The organism is Mycobacteroides immunogenum (genome assembly GCF_001605725.1).
GTDB lineage: Bacteria > Actinomycetota > Actinomycetes > Mycobacteriales > Mycobacteriaceae > Mycobacterium > Mycobacterium immunogenum.
In genome coordinates this window covers 3088711-3112266 of the sequence record NZ_CP011530.1, presented here as the reverse complement: position 1 = coordinate 3112266, position 23556 = coordinate 3088711, and the positions used below count along the sequence as shown (strand labels likewise).

Below are 23556 nucleotides of genomic sequence, written 5' to 3'. Positions count from 1 at the left end.
GAGTCTATCGAGCCCCATCCGGCTTCGATGCCACACAGAAGATCCGGCGGAAGCCGAAAGGCGTCACATCGCCGGAGCGTGGGTAGGCCTGGCGTAACAGAGCGGCGTACTCCGTCTCGAACTCCGCGAATTCATCGGCCGTGAGTGCCGAGATGACAGGCCGCAGACCGGTACCGTGCACCCAGCGCAGCACCGGGTCATCGCCGCCGAGCAGGTGCACGTACGTCGTCTCCCAGGCGTCCGGAATCAGGCCTGCGGAAATCGCCAGGCGCGCATAATCTTCAGCCCCGTCGGTGCTGTCGGTGCCGCGTAGCACGCCCTCCAGACGCGTCGCCCAGCGTGGCGATTCGGCGACCTGGCGCATCAGCGCGTGCGACGGCGCCCCGAAGTTGCCGGGAACCTGGAAAGCAAGCCAGCCGCCGGGATTGAGCTGTTGGGCCCAGGTGGCGATGAGATCGCGATGTTGTGGAAGCCATTGCAACGCGGCATTTGTGAACACCACGTCCACGCCGTCGGCACGGAAATCGGCGATATCACCTTGTTCGAGTCGCAGATTGGCGGGCAGGTCTGTGGGGGCGGTGGCGAGCAACTCCGCAGAGGAGTCCAGGCCCAGGATCGATGCCTCTGGCCAGCGCCGCGCCAGCTCGACCGTCAGGACTCCACTGGCACAACCCAAATCGACAACCACGCGTGGGTTCGAGACCGGGATACGCGAAAGAAGTTCGAAGAACGGGCGGCTGCGCTCATCGCCGAAACGGCTGTATTCCTGCGGGCTCCACTGGGTTTTCGGTGTCCTGGTCACTATTCCGAATCTAGCCCCGTGGCGTTAGATTCCCCACATGATTTACGGGGCGGGGGCCGCGGTGTTGTGCTGGATGGCGGCACTGTCGTATTTCGACATCAGATATCGCAGACTGCCGAATTGGCTGACCCTGCCCGCCGCCGTTGTGATCGTGGCGGCGGCCGCGCTCACGCGCAATCCGGCGATGCTGGCGGGAGCGGCGGCGCTGACGGGCCTCTATCTGGCCGCGCATCTGCTGTCGCCACGTGCGATGGGGGCCGGGGACGTCAAACTCGCGTTCAGCACCGGCGGGCTGACGGGGGCGCTCGGTGTGGACGGGTGGTTTCTGGCCGCAATCGGTGCGCCGCTGGTCACGGGGTTGATCGGCCTGTTGCTGCTGGGGTTGGGACGGCGCGGCGTGTCGGTTCCGCACGGGCCCTCGATGTGTCTGGCGACGGCCGTGGCGGCCGGACTGTGCGCCACGGCGTCGGGTATCTGACAGAGAAGCATCGACTGTGCCGATCGATTTGGAGGACCGGCCAGCCCGCATGGGACAATGGCCCACGTGTTGCGCTGGATCACGGCAGGTGAATCGCACGGACGCGCGCTGGTCGCGGTCTTAGAAGGCATGGTCGCTGGTGTCGAACTGACATCGGAGGACATCGGCAGGCAGTTGGCGCGTCGCCGCCTCGGCTATGGCCGCGGTGCCCGGATGGCCTTCGAGGCCGACCAGGTCACCATGCTCGGTGGCGTACGCCACGGTCTGACACTCGGTGGCCCGGTGGCGATCGAGGTCGGCAACACCGAATGGCCGAAGTGGGAAACGGTGATGTCCCCGGACCCGGTGGATCCCGCCGAACTGGAGAACATCGCGCGCAACGCGCCGCTGACCCGTCCGCGCCCCGGGCACGCCGACTACGCGGGCATGCTCAAGTACGGGTTCGACGACGCGCGCCCGGTGCTGGAACGCGCCAGCGCGCGCGAGACCGCGGCACGGGTGGCGGTGGGCACCATCGCCAAGGCATTCCTCAAGCAGGCGCTGGGCGTCGATGTCCTCTCGCATGTGATCTCGATCGGTAACTCCGAACCGTATGAGGGTCCGGTACCCGGCGCGGCCGACTTGGCCGCGATCGACGCCAGCCCGGTGCGTGCGTTCGACGAGCAGACACAGGCTTCGATGATCAGTGAGATTGAGGCCGCCAAGAAGGACGGCGACACGCTCGGGGGCGTGGTGGAGGTCGTGATCGCCGGTCTGCCGGTCGGGCTGGGCTCGTTCATCAGCGGGGACGATCGGCTGGACAGCCAGCTCGCCGCCGCCATCATGGGGATTCAGGCCATCAAGGGCGTCGAGATCGGCGATGGATTCACCACCGCACGCCGGCGCGGCAGCGCGGCGCACGACGAGATCTACCCCGGTCCGGACGGCATCCTGCGTTCCACCAACCGGGCGGGCGGCCTGGAAGGTGGCATGACCAACGGTCAGCCGCTGCGGGTGCGTGCGGCCATGAAGCCCATCTCGACGGTGCCGCGCGCACTGGCGACCGTGGACATGTCCACCGGCGACGAGGCTGTCGCCATTCACCAGCGTTCGGACGTGTGCGCGGTTCCGGCCGCCGGCGTGGTCGCGGAGGCGATGGTCGCACTGGTGGTGGCTCGCGCCGCGCTGGAGAAGTTCGGCGGGGACTCGCTGTCCGAGACCAAGACCAATGTCGGCACCTACCTTGACGCGGTGGCGCGGCGGGAGCCTCGGCAAGAATCTTCCGATGAGCAGCTTGCGCGAAGAGCGGCTAACACAGCGGGATGAGCCCCAAAGCCGTTCTCGTCGGGCTACCCGGTTCGGGTAAGTCCACCATCGGCCGTCGGCTGGCAAAAGCATTGGGTGTCAACATCTATGACACCGATGCCGGGATCGAAACCGAGGCCGGGCGAACCATCGCCGACATCTTCGCCACCGACGGTGAGCCCGAGTTCCGGCGCATCGAGGAATCGGTGATTCGTCAAGCCCTGGACGACCAAGAGGGGGTCGTTTCGCTGGGGGGCGGCGCCGTGCTCACCCCGGGCGTCCGCGAAGCGCTCTCCGGGCACACCGTGGTGTATCTGGAAATCAGTGCCGCGGAAGGTATTCGACGCACCGGCGGCAGTGTGGTGCGTCCACTGTTGGCCGGACCGGACCGCGCCGAGAAGTATCAGGCACTCATGTCGCAGCGGGTGCCGCTGTACCGCGAGGTGGCCACCATCAAGGTGAACACCGACAGGAGAAATCCGGGCGCGGTGGTGCGGATGATCGTTTCCCGGCTGGAGAACCCCGACGGTTCCACGGGATCTGGTTCGTCACGGCGGCGGCGTCCGCGCCGGCGCCCACGTTCCCGGCGGCGTAGCTCGGGCACCGCGGCGGCACCCCACACGAACACCTCCGGAACCGAAACCAAGGAGAGCGGACAATGACCAGCGCCAACCCGACCACGATCACCGTCGAGGTGAATCCGCCCTACCCGGTCATCGTGGGTACCGGCCTGCTGGGCGAGTTGGTGGACGCACTCAAGGGCTCCGATAAAGTGGCGATCCTGCATCAGCCCACCCTCGCCGTCACCGCCGAGGAAATCAGGAAGACGCTGGCCGACAAAGGAATCGACGCACACCGTGTCGAGATTCCGGACGCGGAGGCGGGCAAGGACCTGGCCGTGCTCGGCTTCATCTGGGAAGTGCTGGGGCGCATAGGGATCGGGCGCAGGGATGCGGTGGTGAGCCTCGGGGGAGGGGCCGCCACGGACACCGCGGGATTCGCGGCAGCCACCTGGCTGCGCGGAATCAAAGTGGTGCACGTGCCCACCACGCTGCTGGCCATGGTCGATGCGGCAGTGGGCGGAAAGACCGGTATCAACACCGAAGCGGGCAAGAACCTGGTCGGGGCATTTCACCAGCCGGGTGCGGTGCTGGTGGACTTGGCGACCCTGGAATCCTTGCCGCGCAACGAGATCATCGCGGGAATGGCCGAAGTGGTAAAGGCCGGTTTCATCGCCGACCCGGTGATTCTCGACCTCATCGAGGCCGACCCGGAGGCGGCCATCGATCCGTCCAAGCCGGTGCTGCGGGAACTCATCGAACGCTCGATCGCGGTGAAGGCCAAGGTGGTGGCGGCCGACGAGAAAGAAGCCGAGCTGCGCGAGATTCTCAACTACGGCCACACACTCGGCCATGCCATCGAGCGGCGTGAGCGCTACCGTTGGCGTCACGGCGCCGCCGTCTCGGTCGGGCTGGTCTTCGCCGCCGAGCTGGGGCGCCTGGCGGGACGTCTGGACGACGAAACCGCGGATCGCCATGCCCGGGTGCTCTCGGCGCTGGGGTTGCCGGTCAGCTACGACGCCGACGCGTTGGGGCAGCTCGTCGAATATATGCAGGGCGACAAGAAGACCCGCTCGGGCATACTGCGTTTCGTGGTTCTCGACGGATTGGCCAAGCCGGGGCGCCTGGAAGGCCCCGATCCGTCATTGCTGGCGGCCGCCTACTCGGTGGTCGCGGGTGAGCCGCGTGGCGAAGGAGTGTTCCTGTGACGATTCAGGTTCTCAACGGCCCCAATTTGGGACGCCTCGGCAAGCGGGAAGCCGCCGTCTACGGCAGCGTCACCTATGCGGACCTGGTGTCGCTCATCGAGGCCGAGGCCGATGCGCTGGGCGTCGATGTTCAGGTACGCCAGAGCGATAGCGAAGCCGAGCTACTCGGCTGGGTGCATGACGCCGCCGACGCCAAGGATCCCGTGATCCTCAACGCCGGTGCGTTCACCCACACGTCGGTGGCACTGCGTGATGCGTGCGCCGAATTGACCGCCGGACTGATCGAGGTGCATATCTCGAATGTGCATGCGCGCGAAGAGTTCCGGCACCACTCATATTTGAGTGCGTTGGCCACCGGGGTCATCGTCGGGCTCGGCGTCCAGGGGTATCTGCTGGCGCTGCGGTACATCGCTGGCAACCTCGCCGGTTCGCCGTAGTCTTCGCCGGGCCACGGCGCGGCCCACGAAGGCCGCGGCAGTCGATGGGACGTACAGCACAATCGTCAAAATCAAAGCAGTCCAAATAATCTGATCAAACGGTCCACCCAACCGCATGTGCAGGTTGAAGGTGAAGATCACCCAGGCCAGGCAATCCCCGAGCACGGCCGCTACGACAGTGGTCAGTGCCCACTGTGTCGCCAGGTCTTGTCGCCGGTGCGGATCGGCATAGCCATCGGCGAAGGCCCACACCGCGCCCGCAAGGACACATGCGAAGAATGCGGCGGTGATCAGGTCTTCGTGATTGTTGAACTGAGCTTCGACGCTCGACAGCACGTCGAAGACAGTCAGCAGGGCTGTCCAGACCCCGAAGACGACTCCGCGCGGCAGCCAGACCACGGGCTAGGTGACCGCTTCTTCTTCCTGAACTGCCTGGAACACATCGGTATCGGACTGCTGCAGCGCGGCGTGTTCCTTGCGCTTGCGGTCCACCAGGAGCCGGCCCACGAAGGTGCCGACCATCGCGGGTCCGAGCACCAACAGTGCGACGAACGCCGCGGTGGTGGTCAGCTCGGCAAGGACGCTTGCGGCATAGACACCATCGTTGAACAGGCTGATCAACCACACCGCCAGGCCACTGACGACACCGGCGAAAATGCCGCCCAACAGCCACCACATGGCCAGATCGTCACGACGGTCGGGGTCCGGGTTGCGCTGGGCATCACCGCGTCCGTCGGCGACGGCCCATGCCGACACCGCGGCCAGGAACACCAGGAGTAGCACGATGTTGATCGCGGTGCCGTGGGCCTCCCAGAGGCTGATGGCCAATCCCTGCACCACGCGGATCAACACCATCAGGACTGCCAAGACGGCGCCGCGGGTGAGCCATTGGGTCGTCATAGAACGTGTTCCAGCCTCGGGCATGGGGCCAGCGTATCGCGGTAGCGTCGACACTTGTGAAGAGCGATGAGCCGCGTGCGCGTACAACATCGGGTTCGGCCCTCAGTCATATCGACCGCAGGCAACGACTTCGCGAGGTGCTGCGCGCCGAGGATCTCGATGCGCTGTTGGTCACCGATCTGATCAATATTCGCTATCTGACAGGTTTCACCGGGTCGGCCGCCGCACTCTGGGTGGCCGCTGGCGATGGTGCGGAGGAGACGGCGACCGTGCTGTGCACCGATGGCCGGTACCGCACTCAGGCTGCCGCGCAGGTTCCGGATCTGCGTGCCCTGATCGATCGCCGATACGGTGCGGCACTGGTGGCCCTGGGAGGACGCGGGCGCGCGGGCTTCGAAAGTCATGTCGTGACCGTCGATGGGTTCGACAAACTGGCCGGGGCGGCCGCGGATGTCGAGTTGGTGCGCGCGCCGAACCGGGTGGAGAAGCTGCGGGAGGTCAAGGATGATTCCGAGGTTCTGATTCTCGAAAGAGCTTGTGCGGCAGCAGATACCGCCTTGACGGCGCTCATCGAGACCGGCGGGATCCGGCCCGGGCGCACCGAACGGGATGTGGCCCGTGACCTGGAGAATCTGATGGCCGAGCATGGTGCGGACGGTCCGTCCTTCGAGACCATCGTCGCGGCGGGGGCGAACTCCGCGATCCCGCATCACCGGCCCACCGATGCGGTGCTGGCCGACGGCGATTTCGTCAAGATCGACTTCGGTGCGCTGGTTGCTGGATATCACTCCGACATGACCAGGACCCTGGTGCTGGGCAAGATCGCGCCCTGGCAGCAAGAGATCTACGACCTGGTGCTGGCGGCGCAGGCAGCGGGACGTCAGGCGCTGGCTCCAGGGGCATCGCTGAGGGATGTGGACGCCGCGGCCCGCGATGTCATCGGCGCCGCCGGATACGGAGAGAACTTCGGGCATGGCCTCGGTCACGGGGTTGGATTGCAGATCCACGAAGCACCGGGCATCGGATCGACAGCCACCGGTACACTGCTTGCTGGCTCGGCGGTGACCGTCGAGCCCGGGGTCTACCTGCCCGACCGGGGCGGAGTCCGGATAGAGGACACGCTCGTGGTGCGGCCCGACGGGCCTGAGCTATTGACCCGGTTCCCCAAGGAACTCACCGTTATCGACTGAGCAGTGACAAGAGGAGACTGAACACGTGGCTTCAACCGCCGATTTCAAGAACGGCCTGGTGCTCAACATCGAGGGTCAGCTGTGGCAGATCACCGAGTTCCAGCACGTGAAGCCCGGTAAGGGACCGGCCTTCGTGCGTACGAAGCTCAAGAATGTGCTCTCGGGCAAGGTCGTCGACAAGACCTTCAACGCGGGCGTCAAGGTAGAGACCGCGACCGTTGACCGTCGCGACACCACCTACCTGTACCGCGACGGCGATTCGTTCGTCTTCATGGACAGCCAGGACTACGAGCAGCATCACTTGTCGCCGGAGCTCGTCGGCGATGCCCACCGCTTCCTGTTGGAGAGCATGACCGTGCAGGTCGCGTTCAACGAGGGCGCCGCGCTGTACATCGAGCTGCCGGTCTCGGTTGAGCTGGTGGTCACCCACACCGAGCCGGGTCTGCAAGGCGACCGCTCCAGTGCCGGCACCAAGCCCGCGACCATGGAGACCGGCGCCGAGATCCAGGTGCCGCTGTTCATCAACACCGGTGACCGGTTGAAGGTCGACACGCGCGACGCCAGCTACCTCGGCCGTGTGAATGGCTGAAACCGGCCCAGCCGGGCGGGCGTCCGGCAAGGGAGGTCGCCGCAAGGCCCGCAAGCGGGCCGTGGATCTGCTGTTCGAGGCCGAGGCCCGCGAGACCACGGCGGCCGCGGTGGCCGACGAGCGTCGTGCGCTGGCGTCCGCCACGCCGGATGTCGAGCCGTTGAACCCGTACACGGTGACCGTCGCACACGGCGTCACCGAACATGCCGCGCATATCGACGAGCTGATCTCATCGCATCTGCAGGGCTGGACATTGGCCCGGTTGCCCGCGGTGGACCGCGCGATCATGCGGGTCGCGGTGTGGGAGCTGCTGCACGCCGAGGACGTGCCCGAAGTGGTGGCCGTCGACGAGGCGGTCGAGTTGGCCAAGCAGCTCTCCACCGATGAATCACCGGCCTTTGTGAACGGGGTTCTCGGTCAACTCATGCTGGTGACGCCGCACATCCGCGGCAGCTCGGCATCCAGTTCGACGGATTAATTCAGCCGAGCTGGATCTCGAACACCGGGATTACCCGGTCGGTCAGTGTCTCGTACTCGGCGAATCCCGGTGCGCGCTGCTTGACGATCTCGAAGATGCGGTCACGTTCGGCGCGGGGGAGTTCCACCGCGGTCGCGTGCGTCTTGGGCCGGGAGCCGATCTCCACCTCGACGTGTGGGTTGGCGCGCAGATTGGCGACCCAGGCCGGGTTCTTCGGCCGGCCCGCGGACGATCCGACGATATAGGCCTTGCCGTCGATATCGAAGTAGGCCAATGGATTAACACGTTCGGCGCCGGATTTTGCCCCGGTGCTGGTCAGCAATATCAGCGGAAATCCCTCGAACTGGCCGCCCACCTTGCCGTCATTGGCGCGGAACTCGGCGATGTTGGCCTCGTTGAATGACTGCTCGGTGCCTGATGGTTCGCTCATCGTGGTCTCGATTCATTGGATTGGCTGGTGTCAAACATGTCAACGTCATTGACATGTGTGGGTATTCCTGGCACCGTGAAAGCATGACCGAGAACTTGCAAGATATGTTCGAATCCTCCTATCGCGGTGAGGCACCCGAGCAGCTCAGCGCTCGGCCGCCGTGGAGCATCGGGCAGCCGCAGCCCGAAATCCTGACACTCATCGAGCAGGGCAAGGTGCATGGTGATGTGCTTGACGCCGGATGCGGGGAGGCTGCCACGGCCCTGTATTTGGCCGAGCGCGGCCATGCGGCGGTGGGTCTGGATGCCGCGCCCACCGCGATTCAGCTGGCCAAGGGGTATGCCGCCGATCGTGGGCTGACCAACGTCACCTTCGATGTCGCGGACATCTCGAACTTCAGCGGCTACGACGGCCGCTTCGGGACGATCATTGATTCAACGCTGTTCCACTCCATGCCGGTGGCGCTGCGCGAGGGATACCAGCAGTCGATCGTGCGTGCGGCGGCGCCGGGCGCCACCTACATCGTGCTCGTCTTCGACAAGGCGGCCTTTCCGCCGGATATCGATGGTCCGTATCCGGTCACCGAGCCCGAGCTGCGCGAAATCGTGTCCAAGTACTGGTCCATCGACGACATCAGCCCGGCACGGCTGTATGCCAACGGTGAGGGATTCAAGGATGGCGGCGCGCAGCACTTCGCCGAGGTCCGGGCGGAATCGAACGGCTGGGTATCGATGGCGGGCTGGCTACTGCAGGCGCATCTGGACTGACGCGCCGGTTACAGCGCGGCATAGACGGCCTGGCTGAACTGCACATGTAGCAGTTGCAGCCGGATCGTCGAGGTGCGTGCCAGCGCGGCCTTCGGGTCGAGCTCGGACATCCGCCATTGTGGCAGGAACATGAGAATCGCGTCGGCCTTCGGGTCGGCGTGCCACCAGGTGCCGAACGCGCCGGGCCAGCCGAAGGTGCCGGCGCCGCCGGGCCCGAACAGTGCGGCCTCGTTGGGATCCATCACGACGGAAAGTCCGAGGCCGAAACCCCGTCCGGTCCAGTAGGGAATGCCGAAAGACGGGAGCTGTCGCTGCGCGGGTGTGAGCCGGTTGGTACGCAACGCCGCGGTGGACTCGGGCGACAGGATGCGCACCCCATCGGCCTGGCCACCGCCGAGCAGAGCGCGCGCAAAGGTCAGATAGTCGTGCGCGGTGCTGGCCAGCGCGCCGCCGCCGCGACACAGCTCGGGAGCTGAGGTGGGCATCGCCGTGAGGTAGCCGCTGTCGGCCGCCACGATCGTGTCGTCGTCGCCGATGCCGTACAGGCGTGCCAATCGGCCCGCCTTGTGCTCGGGGACGAAGAAGTCGGTGTCGTTCATGCCGAGCGGATCGAGGATCCGTTGCCGCAGCAGCGTGTTCAGCGGCAACCCGGCCGCCCGGGCGATGAGCAGACCGAGCACGTCGGTGGAGTGGCTGTAGTGGAAGCGCTCCCCAGGTGGGTACACCAGCGGCAGCGCCGCGATGGCGGCCAGCCACTCTTCGGGCCGGCTGAAGGCCGCGGTGTGTAGCGGGTGGTAGGCCTTGGCTATCGGCCCGGTGGCGATGAAGTCGTAGGTCAAGCCGCTGCGATGGGTCAGCAGATCTTCGACGGTGATGACACGCGGTGCCCGGAAGGTGTCATCCAGCGGGCCGTCCGGGTTCCTCAGCACGCGCATATCGCTGAATTCCGGCAGCCACGTGGTGATCGGGTCGCTCAAGCGGATGACGCCGTCATCGACCAGGGCCATGGTCGCCGCGCTGATGACGGGCTTGGTCATGGATGCGATGCGGAAAATGGTGTTCTCGGCCATCGACAGGCCCGCGTCGACGTCGCGGTAGCCGGTGGCGCCCAGGTGCCTGAGCTGCCCGCCCTGCCATACGAGAGTCACCGCGCCGGCCAGGATACGGTCGTCGATCGCGGCACGGATCGGGGCGAGGGCGGCATCGAAGGTGGAGTCGCGTTCGGGCATCACTCCATCCTGTCAGTCGGGGCCGATGGGTGCCCGGATGCTAAGCTCCCTGGCGATAAGTGACATCCTTTAACGATCCGTCCAGTGAGGCGGAGAAGGAGGTCTCGCGTAAGCGTGGGCGCAGTATCTGAAGGACGCGAGTTGCTGTCCGCCGCAGATGTCGGCAGGACCATCTCGCGCATCGCGCATCAAATCATCGAAAAGACCGCGCTTTCCGACTCTGGCGATGCCCCCCGCGTCGTGTTGGTCGGCATCCCCACCCGCGGCGCCATCCTCGCCAAACGGCTCGCCGCCCACATCACCGAATTCTCCGGTGTCGAGGTGCCGGCAGGATTCCTGGACATCACGCTGTACCGCGACGACCTGCGGAACAAACCGCATCGGCCCCTGGAACGCACCTCGATTCCGGAGGGCGGTGTCGACGGCGCCCTGGTGATCCTCGTCGACGATGTGCTGTTCTCCGGGCGGACCGTGCGCTCCGCGCTCGACGCGCTGCGCGATCTCGGCCGGCCGCGCGCGGTCCAGCTCGCGGTACTGGTCGACCGCGGCCACCGAGAGCTGCCGCTGCGTGCCGATTACGTCGGCAAGAACGTGCCCACCGCGCGCTCGGAGGACGTCAAGGTGCTGCTCGCCGAGCATGACGGCTGTGACGCGGTGATCATCAAGGGCGGGCAAGGGACATAGGTATGAGACATCTCCTCTCGGCGGCCGATCTGACTCGCGACGAGGCCACCGCCATCTTGGACGACGCCGACCGGTTCCTGCAGGCACTGGCCGGGCGTGAGGTCAAGAAGCTGCCGACCCTGCGCGGGCGCACCATCATCACGATGTTCTATGAGAACTCCACGCGGACAAGGGTTTCCTTTGAGGTCGCGGGCAAGTGGATGAGCGCTGATGTCATCAACGTCAGTGCGTCCGGCTCGTCGGTGGCCAAGGGCGAGTCGTTGCGTGACACCGCACTGACCTTGCGTGCGATCGGCGCCGACGCACTGATCGTGCGTCACCCGGCCTCCGGCGTCGCGGCACAGTTGGCGCAGTGGACCGCGGAAGGCGATGGGGGACCGGCTGTCATCAACGCCGGTGATGGCACACACGAGCATCCCACCCAGGCTCTTCTCGACGCACTCACCATCCGGCAGCGGCTCGGCAGTCTCGAAGGGCGTCGGGTGGTGATCGTCGGGGACATCCTGCACAGCCGGGTTGCGCGATCGAATGCCTTGCTGCTCAGCACGTTCGGCGCTGAGGTGGTGTTGGTGGCGCCGCCCACCCTGCTGCCCACCGGCGTCGAGACCTGGCCGGTGACGGTCACCCACGATCTGGACGCCGAACTGCCGGGCGCCGACGCGGTGCTGATGCTGCGGGTGCAGGCCGAGCGCATGACCGGCGGCTTCTTCCCATCGGCGCGCGAGTATTCGGTGCTGTACGGCCTGTCCGAGGCCCGTCGGCGGCTCCTGCCCGAACATGCGGTGGTCCTGCACCCGGGGCCGATGCTCCGTGGCATGGAGATCGCGTCCTCGGTGGCTGACTCATCGCAATCCGCTGTTCTGCAACAGGTATCGAATGGAGTGCATATCCGCATGGCCGTGCTGTTCCACCTGCTGGTCGGGTCGTCCGATAGCGCCGAGGCGGTGCCGGCATGAGCGTTTTGATCAAGGGTGTCCTGCTCTACGGCGAGGGCGATCAGGTCGACGTCCTCATCGAGGACGGTCAGATCACCCGCATCGAGGCCGGTATCGGTCCAGGTATCGAGACCGAGGTCGACACGGCCATCGAGGCTCCCGGCCAGGTGCTGTTGCCGGGATTCGTGGACCTGCACACGCATCTGCGTGAACCCGGCCGGGAAGACACCGAAACCATCGACTCAGGCTCGGCCGCCGCGGCGCTGGGTGGTTACACCGCGGTGTTCGCGATGGCCAACACCAATCCGGTGGCCGACAGCCCCGTGGTGACCGATCACGTGTGGCAGCGTGGCCAGCAGGTGGGATTAGTCGATGTGCACCCGGTGGGCGCGGTCACCGTTGGGCTCGAGGGCAAGCAGCTCACCGAGATGGCGATGATGGCGCGCGGTGCGGGCCGGGTGCGGATGTTCTCCGACGACGGCAAGTGCGTGCACGATCCGCTGGTCATGCGCCGTGCCCTCGAATACGCCAAGGGGCTGGGTGTGTTGATCGCTCAGCACGCCGAGGAGCCACGGCTCACGGTCGGTTCGGTGGCGCACGAGGGTGCCCACGCGGCTCGGCTGGGCCTGACCGGTTGGCCGCGCGCGGCCGAAGAATCCATCGTCGCGCGGGATGCCATTCTGTCCCGCGACACCGGCGCGCCGGTGCACATCTGCCACGCCTCCACTGCGGGAACTGTCGAGCTCCTCAAATGGGCCAAGGGGCAAGGGATTTCTATTACCGCCGAGGTGACGCCACATCATCTGCTGCTGGATGACGGCCGGCTGGCCTCCTACGACGGCGTGTACCGGGTGAATCCGCCGCTGCGTGAATCGACGGATGCCGCGGCATTACGCCAGGCCCTGGCCGACGGTGTGATCGACTGTGTGGCAACCGATCACGCACCGCATGCCGACCACGAAAAATGCTGTGAGTTCGCCGCGGCCCGCCCCGGCATGCTCGGGCTGCAGACCGCGCTCTCCGTGGTGGTGGAGACCATGGTGAAATCGGGGCTGTTGACCTGGCGCGATATCGCCAGGGTGATGAGCGAGCGCCCCGCGCAGATCGTCGGTCTGCCCGATCAAGGGCGTCCGATCGCCGTCGGTGAGCCCGCCAACCTGACGATCGTCGATCCCGACGCCACCTGGACTGTCCAGGGTGACGGGCTGGCCAGCAAGTCCGCCAACACGCCATTCGAATCAATGACATTGCCCGCCACGGTGACCGCCACGTTGTTGCGTGGCCGCGTCACCGCACGGGACGGGAAGGTGGTCGAGTGAACCACGGGGACTTCGTCGGCGCCCTCATCATGGCGGGTGCCTCGGTGACCTTGGCGGTACTGCTTTTCCGTCTGATGTGGCGTGGCTGGCATGCCCGCGCCCGGCGGCAGCGCGACGCGGTCGGGGAGCTACCTGCCGCGCCCGCCGACCGTGGGGACATGGTCATCGAACCCGTGGAAGGCCTGTACGTCGGCAGCACCATCGCGCCGGACTGGCAAGACCGCATCGCGGTGGGTGACCTGGGCTATCGAGCCAATGCCACCCTGACCCGATATTCTCGAGGAATCCTGTTGGAGCGCAGTGGAACCGGAGATATCTGGATTCCCGCCGACGTGATCACCGAGATCCGTACGGCCAAGGCGCTGGCGGGCAAGGTGCTGACCCACGACGGGATTCTCGCGATCAGGTGGCGGTTGCCTTCCGGTACCGAGATCGACACAGGATTTTTGGCCCGACCGCGAAGTGAATACGAGGAATGGAAGCAGGCGTCATGAGTGACAAGGCGGTGCTCGTTCTCGAAGACGGGCGGGTTTTCACCGGTAAGCCGTTTGGTGCGGTGGGAGAAACCCTTGGTGAGGCGGTGTTCTGCACGGCCATGTCGGGGTATCAAGAGACCCTGACCGATCCGAGTTATCACCGGCAGATCGTGGTGGCGACGGCGCCCCAGATCGGCAATACCGGGTGGAACGACGAGGACGACGAGAGCCGTGGCGGCAAGATCTGGGTTGCCGGTTATGCGGTGCGCGACCCCTCGAACCGCGTATCGAACTGGCGCGCAAACGGTTCCCTGGACGACGCCCTCAAGGCGCAGCACATCGTCGGTATCGCGGGCATCGACACCCGGGCCGCGGTTCGGCACCTGCGTACGCGTGGATCGATGAAGGCGGGCATCTTCAGCGGCACCGTCGCCGACGCGCCCACCGACTTCCTGCTGTCGCGCGTCAACGGGCAGCCCGCCATGTTGGGCGCCGATCTGGCCGGCGAAGTAAGTACCGATGACACCTACGTCGTGGAGCCCGACGGTGCGCACCGGTTCACCGTGGCGGCGCTGGACCTGGGCATCAAAACCAATACCCCGCGCAATTTCGCGCGGCGCGGCATCCGCGTGCAGGTGGTGCCCTCGTCCATCAGCCCGGACGAGCTCCTCGCGCTGGCGCCCGACGGTGTCTTCCTGTCCAACGGTCCGGGCGATCCGGCCACCGCGGACCATGTCGTCTCGGTGACGAGGGCGGTGCTGGAACGCAAGATCCCGTTGTTCGGTATCTGCTTCGGTAACCAGCTGCTGGGCCGGGCCCTTGGCCGGTCCACCTACAAGATGACCTTCGGGCATCGCGGCATCAACATTCCGGTCATCGACCACTCGACCGGACGGGTCGCGATCACCGCGCAGAACCACGGCTTTGCGCTTGAGGGCGAGGCCGGTGAGCAGTTCGATACGCCCTTCGGGCGTGCCGAAGTCAGCCACACCTGCGCCAACGATGGCACGGTGGAAGGGATCCGGCTGTTGGACGGATCGGCCTTCTCGGTGCAGTACCACCCGGAGGCGGCGGCGGGACCTCATGACGCCGAATACCTGTTCGACCAGTTCGTTACGGCACTTGAGAATCGGGGTAACCGCTGATGCCACGCCGCACAGACCTCAACCACATCCTGGTCATCGGTTCCGGACCCATCGTGATCGGCCAGGCCTGCGAGTTCGACTATTCGGGCACCCAGGCCTGCCGCGTGCTGCGTTCGGAGGGGCTACAGGTCAGCCTCGTCAACTCGAACCCGGCCACGATCATGACCGACCCGGAATACGCCGACAACACCTATGTCGAGCCGATCACTGCCGAGTTCGTGGAGAAAGTCCTTGCCGCACAGGCGGAGAAGGGCAACAAGATCGATGCCCTGCTGCCGACACTGGGCGGCCAGACCGCGTTGAACACCGCGGTCGCGCTGTACGAGAACGGTGCGCTGGACCGGTACGGCGTGGAGCTCATCGGCGCCAACTTCGAGGCCATCCAGCGCGGTGAGGATCGGCAGCGTTTCAAGGACATCGTGGCCAAGGTGGGCGGCGAGTCGGCCAAGTCGCGAGTCTGTTTCACCATGGACGAGGTGCGCGAGACCGTCGCCGACCTCGGTCTGCCGGTGGTGGTGCGCCCGTCGTTCACCATGGGCGGCCTGGGCTCGGGCATGGCCTACACCCCCGAAGATGTCGAACGGATGGCGGGCGAGGGACTCTCGGCCTCGCCCTCGGCGAATGTCTTGATCGAGGAATCGATCTACGGCTGGAAGGAATTCGAGCTCGAGCTGATGCGTGACGGCCGCGACAATGTGGTGGTCGTGTGCTCGATCGAGAATGTCGACCCGATGGGTGTGCACACCGGCGACTCGGTGACGGTCGCGCCCGCGATGACCCTGACCGACCGCGAGTACCAGAAGATGCGCGATCTGGGCATCGCGATCCTGCGCGAGGTCGGCGTGGACACCGGCGGCTGCAACATCCAGTTCGCCATCAACCCCCGCGACGGCCGCCTCATCGTGATCGAGATGAATCCACGCGTCTCGCGCTCGAGTGCGTTGGCGTCCAAAGCGACCGGATTCCCGATCGCCAAGATCGCGGCCAAACTGGCCATCGGATACACGCTCGACGAGATCGTCAACGACATCACCAAGGAGACCCCGGCCTGTTTCGAGCCGACCCTGGACTACGTGGTGGTCAAGGCACCCCGGTTCGCCTTCGAGAAGTTCCCCGGCGCCGACGCCACGCTGACCACCACCATGAAGTCGGTGGGCGAGGCGATGTCGCTGGGCCGCAACTTCGCCGAGGCGCTCGGCAAGGTCATGCGCTCACTGGAGACCTCGGCGGCGGGCTTCTGGACCGGCGGACCGGATACGGCCGGTCCCATCGAAGATCTGGAGGCGTTCCTGGAGGAGCTGCGGGTGCCGCGCGACGGCCGGCTCTACGGCATCGAACGGGCACTGGCCGCGGGCGCCCCGGTTGAACAGGTGGCCGAGATCACCGGCGTCGACCCGTGGTTCGTCGAGGAAATCGCCCAGATCGATCAGCTCGGCACCGAGCTGCGTGAGGCGCCGATCCTCGACGAGGAACTGTTGCGGCGCGCCAAGCATTACGGGCTTTCCGATCGCCAGATCGCCGCGCTGCGTCCGGAATTGGCGGGGGAGGACGGCGTTCGATCGTTGCGCCACCGCATGGGTATCCGGCCGGTGTACAAGACCGTTGACACCTGCGCCGCCGAATTCGAGGCCAAGACGCCGTATCACTACTCCAGCTATGAGTTGGATCCGGCGGCGGAGTCCGAGGTGGCTCCGCAGACCGAGCGTCCCAAGGTGCTCATCCTCGGCTCGGGTCCCAACCGCATCGGCCAGGGCATCGAATTCGACTACAGCTGCGTGCACGCGGCAACCACGTTGTCGCAGGCCGGATTCGAGACCATCATGGTCAACTGCAACCCGGAGACGGTGTCCACCGACTACGACACCGCCGATCGTCTCTACTTCGAACCGCTGACGTTCGAGGACGTGCTGGAGGTCTACCACGCCGAATCCGAGTCCGGCCGCGGTGGTCCGGGCGTGGTGGGAGTGATCGTGCAGCTCGGCGGGCAGACTCCGCTGGGTCTGGCCAAGCGCCTGGCCGACGCGGGTGTGCCCGTGGTGGGCACCAGCCCGGCGGCCATCGACCGCGCCGAGGACCGTGGAGTCTTCGGTGACCTGCTGGTTTCGGCCGGCCTGCCGGCGCCACGTTTCGGCACCGCAACCACGTTCGAGCAGGCCAAGCAGATCGCCGCCGATATCGGTTACCCGGTGCTGGTGCGCCCGTCCTACGTGTTGGGTGGGCGGGGCATGGAGATCGTGTACGACGAAGAGACCCTGCACGGCTACATCACCCGCGCCACCCAGCTCTCACCCGAGCATCCGGTGCTGGTGGACCGCTTCCTGGAAGACGCCATCGAGATCGACGTCGACGCGCTATGCGACGGCACCGAGATCTACCTCGGCGGCGTGATGGAGCACATCGAGGAGGCGGGTATTCACTCCGGCGACTCGGCGTGTGCGTTGCCGCCGGTCACCCTGGGCCGCAGCGACATCGAAAAGGTGCGCAAGGCCACCGAGGCCATCGCGCATGGCATCGGCGTGGTGGGTCTGCTCAATGTGCAATACGCGCTCAAGGACGATGTGCTGTACGTCTTGGAGGCCAACCCGCGTGCCAGCCGGACCGTACCGTTCGTGTCCAAGGCCACCGCGGTGCCGCTGGCCAAGGCCTGTGCGCGGATCATGTTGGGCGCCACCATCGCCGGCCTGCGCGAGGAAGGTCTGCTGCCCGCCACGGGCGATGGTGCCACCTCTCCGGTCGGCGCCCCGGTCGCGGTGAAGGAGGCGGTGCTCCCGTTCCACCGGTTCCGCAAGGCCGATGGCAGCCAAGTGGATTCCCTGCTGGGGCCCGAGATGAAGTCGACCGGCGAGGTCATGGGGATCGACGCCGACTTCGGCAGTGCCTTCGCCAAGAGCCAGACCGCCGCATACGGGTCGCTGCCCAAGGAGGGCACCATCTTTGTCTCGGTGGCCAACCGTGACAAGCGTTCCCTGGTCTTCCCGGTGAAACGTCTCGCGGACCTCGGGTTCAAGGTGCTGGCCACCGAAGGTACGGCGGAGATGCTGCGCCGCAACGGAATACCATGCGAAGAGGTGCGCAAGCATTACCAGGAGCCGGGCGACGCACTTCCGGCACGGTCGGCGGTAGATGTCATCAAGGCCGGCGACGTCGCGATGGTCATCAACACCCCGTACGGGAACTCCGGTCCCCGCGTCGACGGTTACGAGATTCGCTCCGCGGCGGTATCGATGAACATTCCGTGCATCACCACGGTGCAAGGCGCCTCGGCAGCGGTGCAGGGTATCGAGGCGGGTATCCGCGGTGATATCGGCGTGCGGTCGCTGCAGGAACTCCACGCGGGACTGCGGTGAGCCTCTCGGGCGAAGAGCCTGGGGCGGTGGAGACGTTCGGCGCGCGGTTGCGCGCCGCCACCGCCTCCCGCGGCCAGTTGTGCGTGGGCATCGATCCTCATCCGGAGCTGCTGCGGGCCTGGGGATTGGATGCCGACGCCGCGGGACTGGCCAGGTTCAGTGAGATCTGCGTGGCGGCATTCGCCGATGTCGCGATCGTCAAGCCGCAGGTGGCCTTCTTTGAAACCTATGGCGCCGCTGGGTATTCGGTTCTGGAACGGACCATCGCGGGATTGCGTGAGGCGGGCGTACTGGTGCTCGCCGACGCCAAGCGCGGAGACATCGGCTCGACGATGGCGGCCTATGCGCAGGCGTGGCTGGGCGATTCACCGTTGAGCTCCGACGCGGTCACGGCCTCGCCGTACCTGGGATTCGGGTCATTGGCACCGTTGTTGGATCTTGCGCGTGAACACGGACGAGGGGTGTTCGTGCTGGCGGCCACGTCCAATCCGGAAGCGCCCCCGGTACAGCGTGCGCGCGCGGCAGAGGTGACCGTCGCGCAAGCGATGGTGGATCAGGTGGCTGCGCTCAACGCGCAGCAGGCCGGCCCGGGATCGGTGGGTGTGGTGGTCGGCGTGACTGTTACCGATCCGCCGGATTTGTCGTCGCTGGGCGGCCCCGTCCTCGTTCCGGGGCTCGGCGCGCAGGGAGGCAAGCCCGAGGACCTGGACGGCCTGGGCGGGGCGTCCGGAGAACTGCTGCTACCTGCGGTCTCACGCGAGGTGCTCCGCGCTGGACCGGACGTCGCGGCACTGCGCGCCGAGGTTGCGCGGTTACGCGAGAGCGTCGCTTATCTGCGCGGCTGAGCCGGACGGTCTCAGCGAGCGTGCGAATCCGGTCGACATTCGGGGGAAAATCGACACCATCCGCACAGTGAAGCTCTGCGGATTTCTACCTCGCCGACTGTGCCAGCGTCAGCTGGTCGCTGATTTCGGATTCGTTGCCGGACAACGTGCTTCGGCATAGCAAGCGTGCGGCCATCAGCGGCACCAGCGAGGCGACCACGATCCACCTCCCGATGGGGGTGAAGCCACCCCAGTGCGGATCGATGACGTAGATCCGGGTGTACACCAGTGTCAGTACCGCCCCGATGAGTACCAGCGCGCCGACCGCGATATCGCGCCCGGTGCTCATCGGCGCCACCGGGCGGTCCCACCACGGCAGCGGCCGGCGCTCGGTGGCCCGCAGCGGCACGAAGAACACGGCGACGATGGCGCACACGATGATGAGCCGCAGCACATTTGCCGGCCAGTACCAGGCGTCGTGTTGGCTGATCAGCCCGACGCGCAAGGTCAGGTAGACGCCGTAGGACAGCAGGAATGTCGCGACCCAGTGCCACAGGTAGATCGTCATGCTGCCGCTGTTGCACAGTTCGACGACGCGCCAGGTTCTCGCGCCCCGGACCCAGCGATCGATGGTCGGTGCGAACGCGATGACGGCCATACATTCCACGATCGCGCTGGTGGCCAGTAGCAGGGTTGGCGGCATGTTGGCGATCAGCCCCGACGGATACGGCCCCACGACGGCCAGCGCCACGGTGGCGGCCAAGGCGACGCTCGCGACCGTCAACGCCGCCGCGCGGGAGACCAGGCGGCGCTGATACGCGATGCCGAGGGCCGCAGGGATCAGCCACATGAAGATCATGGTGATCCAGCCGGTGATCAGCCACGTGTCGGTGACCAGGCTGACGGTGTCCACCAGGGCGGTGATCAGGCACATTGCCGCGATGAACCAGCCAAGCTGACGTGCGGTGTGGATGCGGGCGAGCCAGGGCAAGAACGCCAGAGTCAGCAGGTAAGCGCCCACGTACCAGAGCAGCTCGATATGGCGCATTTCGAGATACAGCAGCTGGGGGGAGTTGCCCATCGTGATGCGCAGCAAGATGGTCACCAGCGCGACGAAGGCCAGGAAATAGAAGACGGGACGGAAGAGCCGTGTCGCGCGACCCATCAGAAACTGCCCCCAGGATCTACCCGACTCCCAAGAATGAAGATTTGCTGCGGCTCCCGCGAAGAAAAACAGAGGCATGAGTGGGATCAGCCAAAACAGCCAATGTACGTCGTAATTGGACGCCATGGCTGGTTTGCCCTTAACGAGGGTGGGGCTGCCGGCGAGGACGTGGTAGGCCACCACGGTGGCCAGTGACACCAGCCTCACGGCGTCCAATACCCGATCACGCTCACGTGATGGGTGCGCGCGGTCACCCATATTTCGCACCCTACCCAGCAACCCGGTCGCCGCGCCGAGTGGCTTCACGGGTGCCTGACGGACGGTGTCCCCACCTGCGTCTCTTCAACGGAACGTTGACGCGTCGCGACACGCGCAACACGAGATTCACACAAGATTTTCAGTTTGCCCTCACGGCAATCACGGTTTGCTTGTCTCCGCTTCGGGTACAAGAATTGCCGGTGTTGTCAACTCCTTATGAAATATCTTGTATAGCAACATCTTTCAATGTCGACCTGCAGAAATGCCGAGTAGGACGGCATGGATGCGATGGTTGCTCGACGGGATCGCTCGCGGCCCCTCTAGCAGGCGATTTTCACCGAGATACGGGGGGTGGGGTTCACATTTGTCGGCTGGCGTGGGTACGGTCGCTGTCGCTGGCTGGTTGTTTTCCAGCCGAACAGAAAAATCGACGAGTTTCGTACGAGACGGAGGAATCGTGGCCCTTCCACAGTTGACTGACGAGCAGCGCGCCGCCGCGTTGGCGAAGGCGGCTGCCGCCCGCCGCGCCCGGGCCGAGCTCAAGGAGAAGCTCAAGAAAGGTGGCACCAATCTCAAGCAGGTGCTCACCGACGCCGAGACCGACGAGGTCCTGGGCAAGATGAAGGTTTCCGCTCTGCTGGAGGCTCTACCCAAGGTCGGCAAGGTCAAGGCACAGGAGATCATGACCGAGCTGGAGATCGCCCCGACCCGCCGCCTGCGTGGCCTTGGCGACCGCCAGCGCAAGGCACTGCTGGAGCGGTTCGACTTTTCCTGATCTTCTCCAGATGACAGCTTCGACGAGGGGCCGGGTAGTAGTCCTATCCGGCCCCTCCGCCGTCGGTAAATCCACCGTTGTGCGTCGACTACGCGATGAGGTCGACGGCCTGTTCTTCAGCGTCTCCGCCACCACCAGGGCTCCGCGGCCGGGTGAGGTGGACGGCGTCGACTATCACTTCGTCACCGCCGAGGAGTTTCAACGGCTGATCGACGACGGTGCACTGCTCGAGTGGGCGGACATCCATGGTGGATTGCAACGCTCAGGCACGCCTGCCACGCCCGTTCGCGAGGCCATGCAGGCAGGACGCCCGACTCTCATCGAGGTCGATCTGGCCGGCGCCAGGGCCATCAAGGCGGCCCTTCCGCAGGCGCTCGCCGTTTTCCTGGCGCCACCGAGCTGGGACGCGCTGGTGCAGCGGCTTACCGGCCGGGGGACCGAATCGGAGTCGGTGATTGCCCGCCGATTGGAAACCGCCAAGGTGGAAATGGCGGCTCAAACCGACTTTGATGTCGTCGTCGTCAACGACCAGTTGGATAATGCCTGCGCAAAGTTGGTATCGTTATTGGTCGGACGTTAACCGGCAGCGCTTCGCGGATACCGCGCCAGCCATTTTCAGCGCCATTACCTATCCAGGAGATTCTTTAGTGAGCACCTCCCAGACCGACGTCATCGTCGAACCGGGCACCGACAGCTACGACGCCGCTCTCGACACGCCGCTGGGTATCACCAACCCGCCGATCGATGAGCTACTGGCCCGCGCGTCGAGCAAGTACGCGCTCGTGATCTACGCGGCCAAGCGTGCGCGCCAGATCAACGACTACTACAACCAGCTGGGTGACGGCATCCTCGAGTACGTGGGTCCGTTGGTCGAGCCGGGCCTGCAGGAGAAGCCGCTGTCGATCGCGCTGCGCGAGATCCACGGCGACCTACTCGAGCACACCGAAGGCGAGTAGAAACCAGGACGCCGGTGATGGCTGACCGTAAGCGGATCATCGTCGGAGTGGGCGGGGGAATCGCCGCCTACAAGGCCTGCACCGTGGTGCGCCAGCTCGCTGAGGCCGGGCACAGCGTCCGGGTCATTCCCACGGAATCGGCCCTGCAGTTCGTGGGGGCCGCGACGTTCGAGGCGCTCTCCGGTGAGCCCGCGCGTACCGGTGTGTTCGAAGACGTTCCCGAGGTTCCGCATGTGCGGCTCGGGCAGGACGCTGACCTGGTTGTGGTGGCGCCCGCCACCGCGGACCTGCTGGCTCGTGCCGCCACGGGGCGTGCGGACGACCTGCTGACGGCGACGCTGCTGACGGCCCGCTGTCCGGTCCTTTTCGCCCCCGCGATGCACACGGAGATGTGGTTGCATCCCGCGACGCAGCAGAATGTCGCGACATTGCGCAGTCACGGCGCGGTTGTTCTTGAGCCGGCCTCCGGGAGGCTGACGGGCGCCGATACCGGTCCTGGCCGGCTGCCTGAGGCCGAAGAGATCACCACCCTGGCCCAACTGCTGCTGGCGCGCTCCGACGCGCTGCCACACGATCTGGCGGGAGTGCGGGTACTGGTCACCGCGGGCGGTACCCGCGAGCCTCTGGACCCCGTGCGCTTCATCGGAAACCGCAGTTCCGGCAAGCAGGGGTATGCCCTTGCCCGGGTCGCCGCGCAGCGCGGCGCCGAGGTCACGCTCATCGCGGGGCACACGGTCGGATTGCCCGACCCTGCCGGTGTCGAGGTGGTGCACATCAGCTCGGCGGCCCAGTTGCAGGACGCGGTCAACAAGCACGCGCCCGCGGCCGAGGCCCTGATCATGGCGGCGGCGGTAGCAGATTTCCGCCCGGCGCATGTTGCGACCAGCAAGATCAAAAAGAGCCACGGCGCCGACGGTGAAAACCCGGTCGACGCGCCCATCGAATTGCTGCGCAACGCCGATGTACTGGCCGGTGTGGTGCGTGCGCGCGCCGAGGGGCAGCTGCCCAAGATGCGGGCAATTGTCGGGTTTGCCGCCGAAACCGGTGACGCGAACGGGGACGTGCTCTTTCACGCCCGTGCCAAGCTGAAGCGCAAGGGCTGTGATCTGTTGGTAGTCAACGCTGTTGGCGAGGGCCGGGCCTTCGAGGTGGACAGCAATGACGGCTGGTTGCTTTCCGCCCAGGGCGGCGGCGAGGTCACCGAAGTTGTCCTCGAACACGGCACCAAAGTTCTGATGGCAAGCCGTATTGTGGATGCCGTTGCCGAGCTTTGTCAGTGAACCTGACAATTGGGCATGGCCCCGATCTTGCTTCGTCGGC

General features: G+C 65.9%; 25 protein-coding genes and 1 pseudogene. 20 read left to right on the top strand and 6 right to left on the bottom strand.

The window, feature by feature from the left end; all coding sequences use genetic code 11:
- Positions 1-4 precede the first annotated feature (4 nt).
- The gene (locus tag ABG82_RS15185; protein ID WP_043075525.1) at positions 5-802 is read right to left on the bottom strand and encodes a methyltransferase domain-containing protein; all 798 of its coding nucleotides are present in this window, start codon (positions 800-802) and stop codon (positions 5-7) included.
- 37 nt (positions 803-839) lie between these two features.
- Here ABG82_RS15185 and ABG82_RS15180 point away from each other — a divergent pair, with 37 nt between their 5' ends.
- The 5 genes and pseudogenes from ABG82_RS15180 (at position 840) to aroQ (ending at position 4769) form a co-directional block, all read left to right on the top strand.
- A complete protein-coding gene (locus tag ABG82_RS15180) occupies positions 840-1280 on the top strand; it encodes a prepilin peptidase (protein ID WP_043075526.1) in 441 nt (146 codons plus the stop codon).
- A gap of 66 nt (positions 1281-1346) precedes the next feature.
- Entirely contained in the window at positions 1347-2585 is a 1239-nt protein-coding gene (gene aroC / locus ABG82_RS15175; protein WP_043075790.1) for a chorismate synthase, read from the top strand.
- Positions 2582-3335 (top strand): annotated as a pseudogene (locus ABG82_RS15170) (shikimate kinase). Before aroC ends, ABG82_RS15170 begins: the two are co-directional and overlap by 4 nt.
- Entirely contained in the window at positions 3223-4332 is a 1110-nt protein-coding gene (gene aroB / locus ABG82_RS15165) for a 3-dehydroquinate synthase (RefSeq protein WP_043075528.1), read from the top strand. The pseudogene ABG82_RS15170 and the gene aroB overlap by 113 nt, the downstream one beginning before the upstream one ends.
- Positions 4329-4769 carry a type II 3-dehydroquinate dehydratase gene (gene aroQ / locus ABG82_RS15160; RefSeq protein WP_043075529.1) on the top strand — a complete coding sequence of 147 codons (441 nt, stop codon included), beginning with the start codon at positions 4329-4331 and terminating at the stop codon, positions 4767-4769. Before aroB ends, aroQ begins: the two co-directional genes overlap by 4 nt.
- Here the strand turns inward: aroQ and ABG82_RS15155 are convergent.
- Both ABG82_RS15155 and ABG82_RS15150 read right to left on the bottom strand, forming a co-directional pair.
- A complete protein-coding gene (locus ABG82_RS15155; protein ID WP_054175733.1) occupies positions 4665-5168 on the bottom strand; it encodes a hypothetical protein in 504 nt (167 codons plus the stop codon). The genes aroQ and ABG82_RS15155 overlap by 105 nt on opposite strands.
- A gap of 3 nt (positions 5169-5171) precedes the next feature.
- On the bottom strand, positions 5172-5693 hold the full coding sequence (locus tag ABG82_RS15150; protein WP_179948705.1) for a B-4DMT family transporter: 522 nt from the start codon (positions 5691-5693) through the stop codon (positions 5172-5174).
- Positions 5694-5725: 32 nt separating this feature from the next.
- On the opposite strand from ABG82_RS15150, the gene ABG82_RS15145 reads away from it, so the two are divergent.
- Genes ABG82_RS15145 through nusB form a run of 3 tightly spaced genes read left to right on the top strand, consistent with a single transcriptional unit; the run spans position 5726 to position 7926 of the window.
- A complete protein-coding gene (locus ABG82_RS15145; protein ID WP_043075530.1) occupies positions 5726-6859 on the top strand; it encodes a M24 family metallopeptidase in 1134 nt (377 codons plus the stop codon).
- Between the two features lie 25 nt (positions 6860-6884).
- The gene (gene efp / locus ABG82_RS15140; RefSeq protein WP_043075531.1) at positions 6885-7448 is read left to right on the top strand and encodes an elongation factor P; all 564 of its coding nucleotides are present in this window, start codon (positions 6885-6887) and stop codon (positions 7446-7448) included.
- Positions 7441-7926 (top strand): transcription antitermination factor NusB, encoded by a 486-nt coding sequence (gene nusB / locus ABG82_RS15135; RefSeq protein ID WP_043075532.1) that lies wholly within the window; start codon positions 7441-7443, stop codon positions 7924-7926. The genes efp and nusB overlap by 8 nt, the downstream gene beginning before the upstream one ends.
- 1 nt (position 7927) lies before the next feature.
- Here nusB and ABG82_RS15130 read toward each other — a convergent pair whose 3' ends face one another.
- Positions 7928-8356 carry a nitroreductase family deazaflavin-dependent oxidoreductase gene (locus ABG82_RS15130; RefSeq protein WP_043075533.1) on the bottom strand — a complete coding sequence of 143 codons (429 nt, stop codon included), beginning with the start codon at positions 8354-8356 and terminating at the stop codon, positions 7928-7930.
- Between the two features lie 83 nt (positions 8357-8439).
- On the opposite strand from ABG82_RS15130, the gene ABG82_RS15125 reads away from it, so the two are divergent.
- Positions 8440-9123, top strand: coding sequence for a class I SAM-dependent methyltransferase (locus ABG82_RS15125; protein ID WP_043075534.1), 684 nt, complete (start codon positions 8440-8442; stop codon positions 9121-9123).
- A gap of 8 nt (positions 9124-9131) precedes the next feature.
- Here ABG82_RS15125 and ABG82_RS15120 read toward each other — a convergent pair whose 3' ends face one another.
- Positions 9132-10352: a serine hydrolase domain-containing protein gene (locus tag ABG82_RS15120; protein WP_043075535.1), complete on the bottom strand. Its 1221-nt coding sequence runs from the start codon at positions 10350-10352 to the stop codon at positions 9132-9134.
- A 114-nt stretch (positions 10353-10466) separates the two neighbouring features.
- Between ABG82_RS15120 and pyrR the strand changes: the two genes are divergently transcribed.
- From pyrR to pyrF, 7 genes are read left to right on the top strand one after another with little or no spacing between them, the layout of a single operon-like run.
- On the top strand, positions 10467-11036 hold the full coding sequence (pyrR, locus tag ABG82_RS15115) for a bifunctional pyr operon transcriptional regulator/uracil phosphoribosyltransferase PyrR (RefSeq protein ID WP_078343224.1): 570 nt from the start codon (positions 10467-10469) through the stop codon (positions 11034-11036).
- A gap of 2 nt (positions 11037-11038) precedes the next feature.
- The gene (locus tag ABG82_RS15110; RefSeq protein WP_043075537.1) at positions 11039-11992 is read left to right on the top strand and encodes an aspartate carbamoyltransferase catalytic subunit; all 954 of its coding nucleotides are present in this window, start codon (positions 11039-11041) and stop codon (positions 11990-11992) included.
- On the top strand, positions 11989-13290 hold the full coding sequence (locus tag ABG82_RS15105; protein ID WP_043075538.1) for a dihydroorotase: 1302 nt from the start codon (positions 11989-11991) through the stop codon (positions 13288-13290). The genes ABG82_RS15110 and ABG82_RS15105 overlap by 4 nt, the downstream gene beginning before the upstream one ends.
- Positions 13287-13784, top strand: a complete 498-nt coding sequence (locus ABG82_RS15100) for a PH-like domain-containing protein (protein ID WP_043075539.1) — start codon at positions 13287-13289, stop codon at positions 13782-13784. Before ABG82_RS15105 ends, ABG82_RS15100 begins: the two co-directional genes overlap by 4 nt.
- Positions 13766-14911 carry a glutamine-hydrolyzing carbamoyl-phosphate synthase small subunit gene (gene carA / locus ABG82_RS15095; RefSeq protein ID WP_078343223.1) on the top strand — a complete coding sequence of 382 codons (1146 nt, stop codon included), beginning with the start codon at positions 13766-13768 and terminating at the stop codon, positions 14909-14911. Before ABG82_RS15100 ends, carA begins: the two co-directional genes overlap by 19 nt.
- Positions 14911-18258, top strand: a complete 3348-nt coding sequence (gene carB, locus ABG82_RS15090) for a carbamoyl-phosphate synthase large subunit (protein WP_043075541.1) — start codon at positions 14911-14913, stop codon at positions 18256-18258. The genes carA and carB overlap by 1 nt, the downstream gene beginning before the upstream one ends.
- A gap of 26 nt (positions 18259-18284) precedes the next feature.
- A complete protein-coding gene (gene pyrF, locus ABG82_RS15085) occupies positions 18285-19103 on the top strand; it encodes an orotidine-5'-phosphate decarboxylase (RefSeq protein ID WP_043075792.1) in 819 nt (272 codons plus the stop codon).
- Positions 19104-19188: 85 nt separating this feature from the next.
- Here pyrF and ABG82_RS15080 read toward each other — a convergent pair whose 3' ends face one another.
- Positions 19189-20505, bottom strand: coding sequence for an acyltransferase family protein (locus tag ABG82_RS15080; protein ID WP_043075542.1), 1317 nt, complete (start codon positions 20503-20505; stop codon positions 19189-19191).
- Positions 20506-20962: 457 nt separating this feature from the next.
- On the opposite strand from ABG82_RS15080, the gene mihF reads away from it, so the two are divergent.
- The 4 genes from mihF to coaBC all read left to right on the top strand — a co-directional run bounded on the left by mihF (position 20963) and on the right by coaBC (position 23516).
- Positions 20963-21280 (top strand): integration host factor, actinobacterial type, encoded by a 318-nt coding sequence (gene mihF / locus ABG82_RS15075; protein WP_005057687.1) that lies wholly within the window; start codon positions 20963-20965, stop codon positions 21278-21280.
- A gap of 10 nt (positions 21281-21290) precedes the next feature.
- A complete protein-coding gene (gmk, locus tag ABG82_RS15070; protein WP_043075543.1) occupies positions 21291-21860 on the top strand; it encodes a guanylate kinase in 570 nt (189 codons plus the stop codon).
- Between the two features lie 67 nt (positions 21861-21927).
- Complete coding sequence (gene rpoZ / locus ABG82_RS15065; protein ID WP_005057694.1) at positions 21928-22236, top strand: DNA-directed RNA polymerase subunit omega; 309 nt, start codon at positions 21928-21930, stop codon at positions 22234-22236.
- Between the two features lie 17 nt (positions 22237-22253).
- Positions 22254-23516: a bifunctional phosphopantothenoylcysteine decarboxylase/phosphopantothenate--cysteine ligase CoaBC gene (coaBC, locus tag ABG82_RS15060; protein ID WP_043075544.1), complete on the top strand. Its 1263-nt coding sequence runs from the start codon at positions 22254-22256 to the stop codon at positions 23514-23516.
- The last annotated feature ends 40 nt before the right edge of the window (positions 23517-23556 follow it).

Bases quoted from the DNA above. Each gene is read 5' to 3' on its own strand.
- carA (WP_078343223.1), top strand. From the start codon at position 13,766: ATGGAAGCAGGCGTCATGAGTGACAAGGCGGTGCTCGTTCTCGAAGAC.
- coaBC (WP_043075544.1), top strand. From the start codon at position 22,254: ATGGCTGACCGTAAGCGGATCATCGTCGGAGTGGGCGGGGGAATCGCC.
- ABG82_RS15130 (WP_043075533.1), bottom strand. From the start codon at position 8,356: ATGAGCGAACCATCAGGCACCGAGCAGTCATTCAACGAGGCCAACATC.
- ABG82_RS15180 (WP_043075526.1), top strand. From the start codon at position 840: ATGATTTACGGGGCGGGGGCCGCGGTGTTGTGCTGGATGGCGGCACTG.
- aroB (WP_043075528.1), top strand. From the start codon at position 3,223: ATGACCAGCGCCAACCCGACCACGATCACCGTCGAGGTGAATCCGCCC.
- nusB (WP_043075532.1), top strand. From the start codon at position 7,441: ATGGCTGAAACCGGCCCAGCCGGGCGGGCGTCCGGCAAGGGAGGTCGC.
- ABG82_RS15105 (WP_043075538.1), top strand. From the start codon at position 11,989: ATGAGCGTTTTGATCAAGGGTGTCCTGCTCTACGGCGAGGGCGATCAG.
- gmk (WP_043075543.1), top strand. From the start codon at position 21,291: ATGACAGCTTCGACGAGGGGCCGGGTAGTAGTCCTATCCGGCCCCTCC.
- carB (WP_043075541.1), top strand. From the start codon at position 14,911: ATGCCACGCCGCACAGACCTCAACCACATCCTGGTCATCGGTTCCGGA.
- ABG82_RS15125 (WP_043075534.1), top strand. From the start codon at position 8,440: ATGACCGAGAACTTGCAAGATATGTTCGAATCCTCCTATCGCGGTGAG.
- ABG82_RS15080 (WP_043075542.1), bottom strand. From the start codon at position 20,505: ATGGGTGACCGCGCGCACCCATCACGTGAGCGTGATCGGGTATTGGAC.
- ABG82_RS15120 (WP_043075535.1), bottom strand. From the start codon at position 10,352: ATGCCCGAACGCGACTCCACCTTCGATGCCGCCCTCGCCCCGATCCGT.
- ABG82_RS15110 (WP_043075537.1), top strand. From the start codon at position 11,039: ATGAGACATCTCCTCTCGGCGGCCGATCTGACTCGCGACGAGGCCACC.
- ABG82_RS15150 (WP_179948705.1), bottom strand. From the start codon at position 5,693: ATGCCCGAGGCTGGAACACGTTCTATGACGACCCAATGGCTCACCCGC.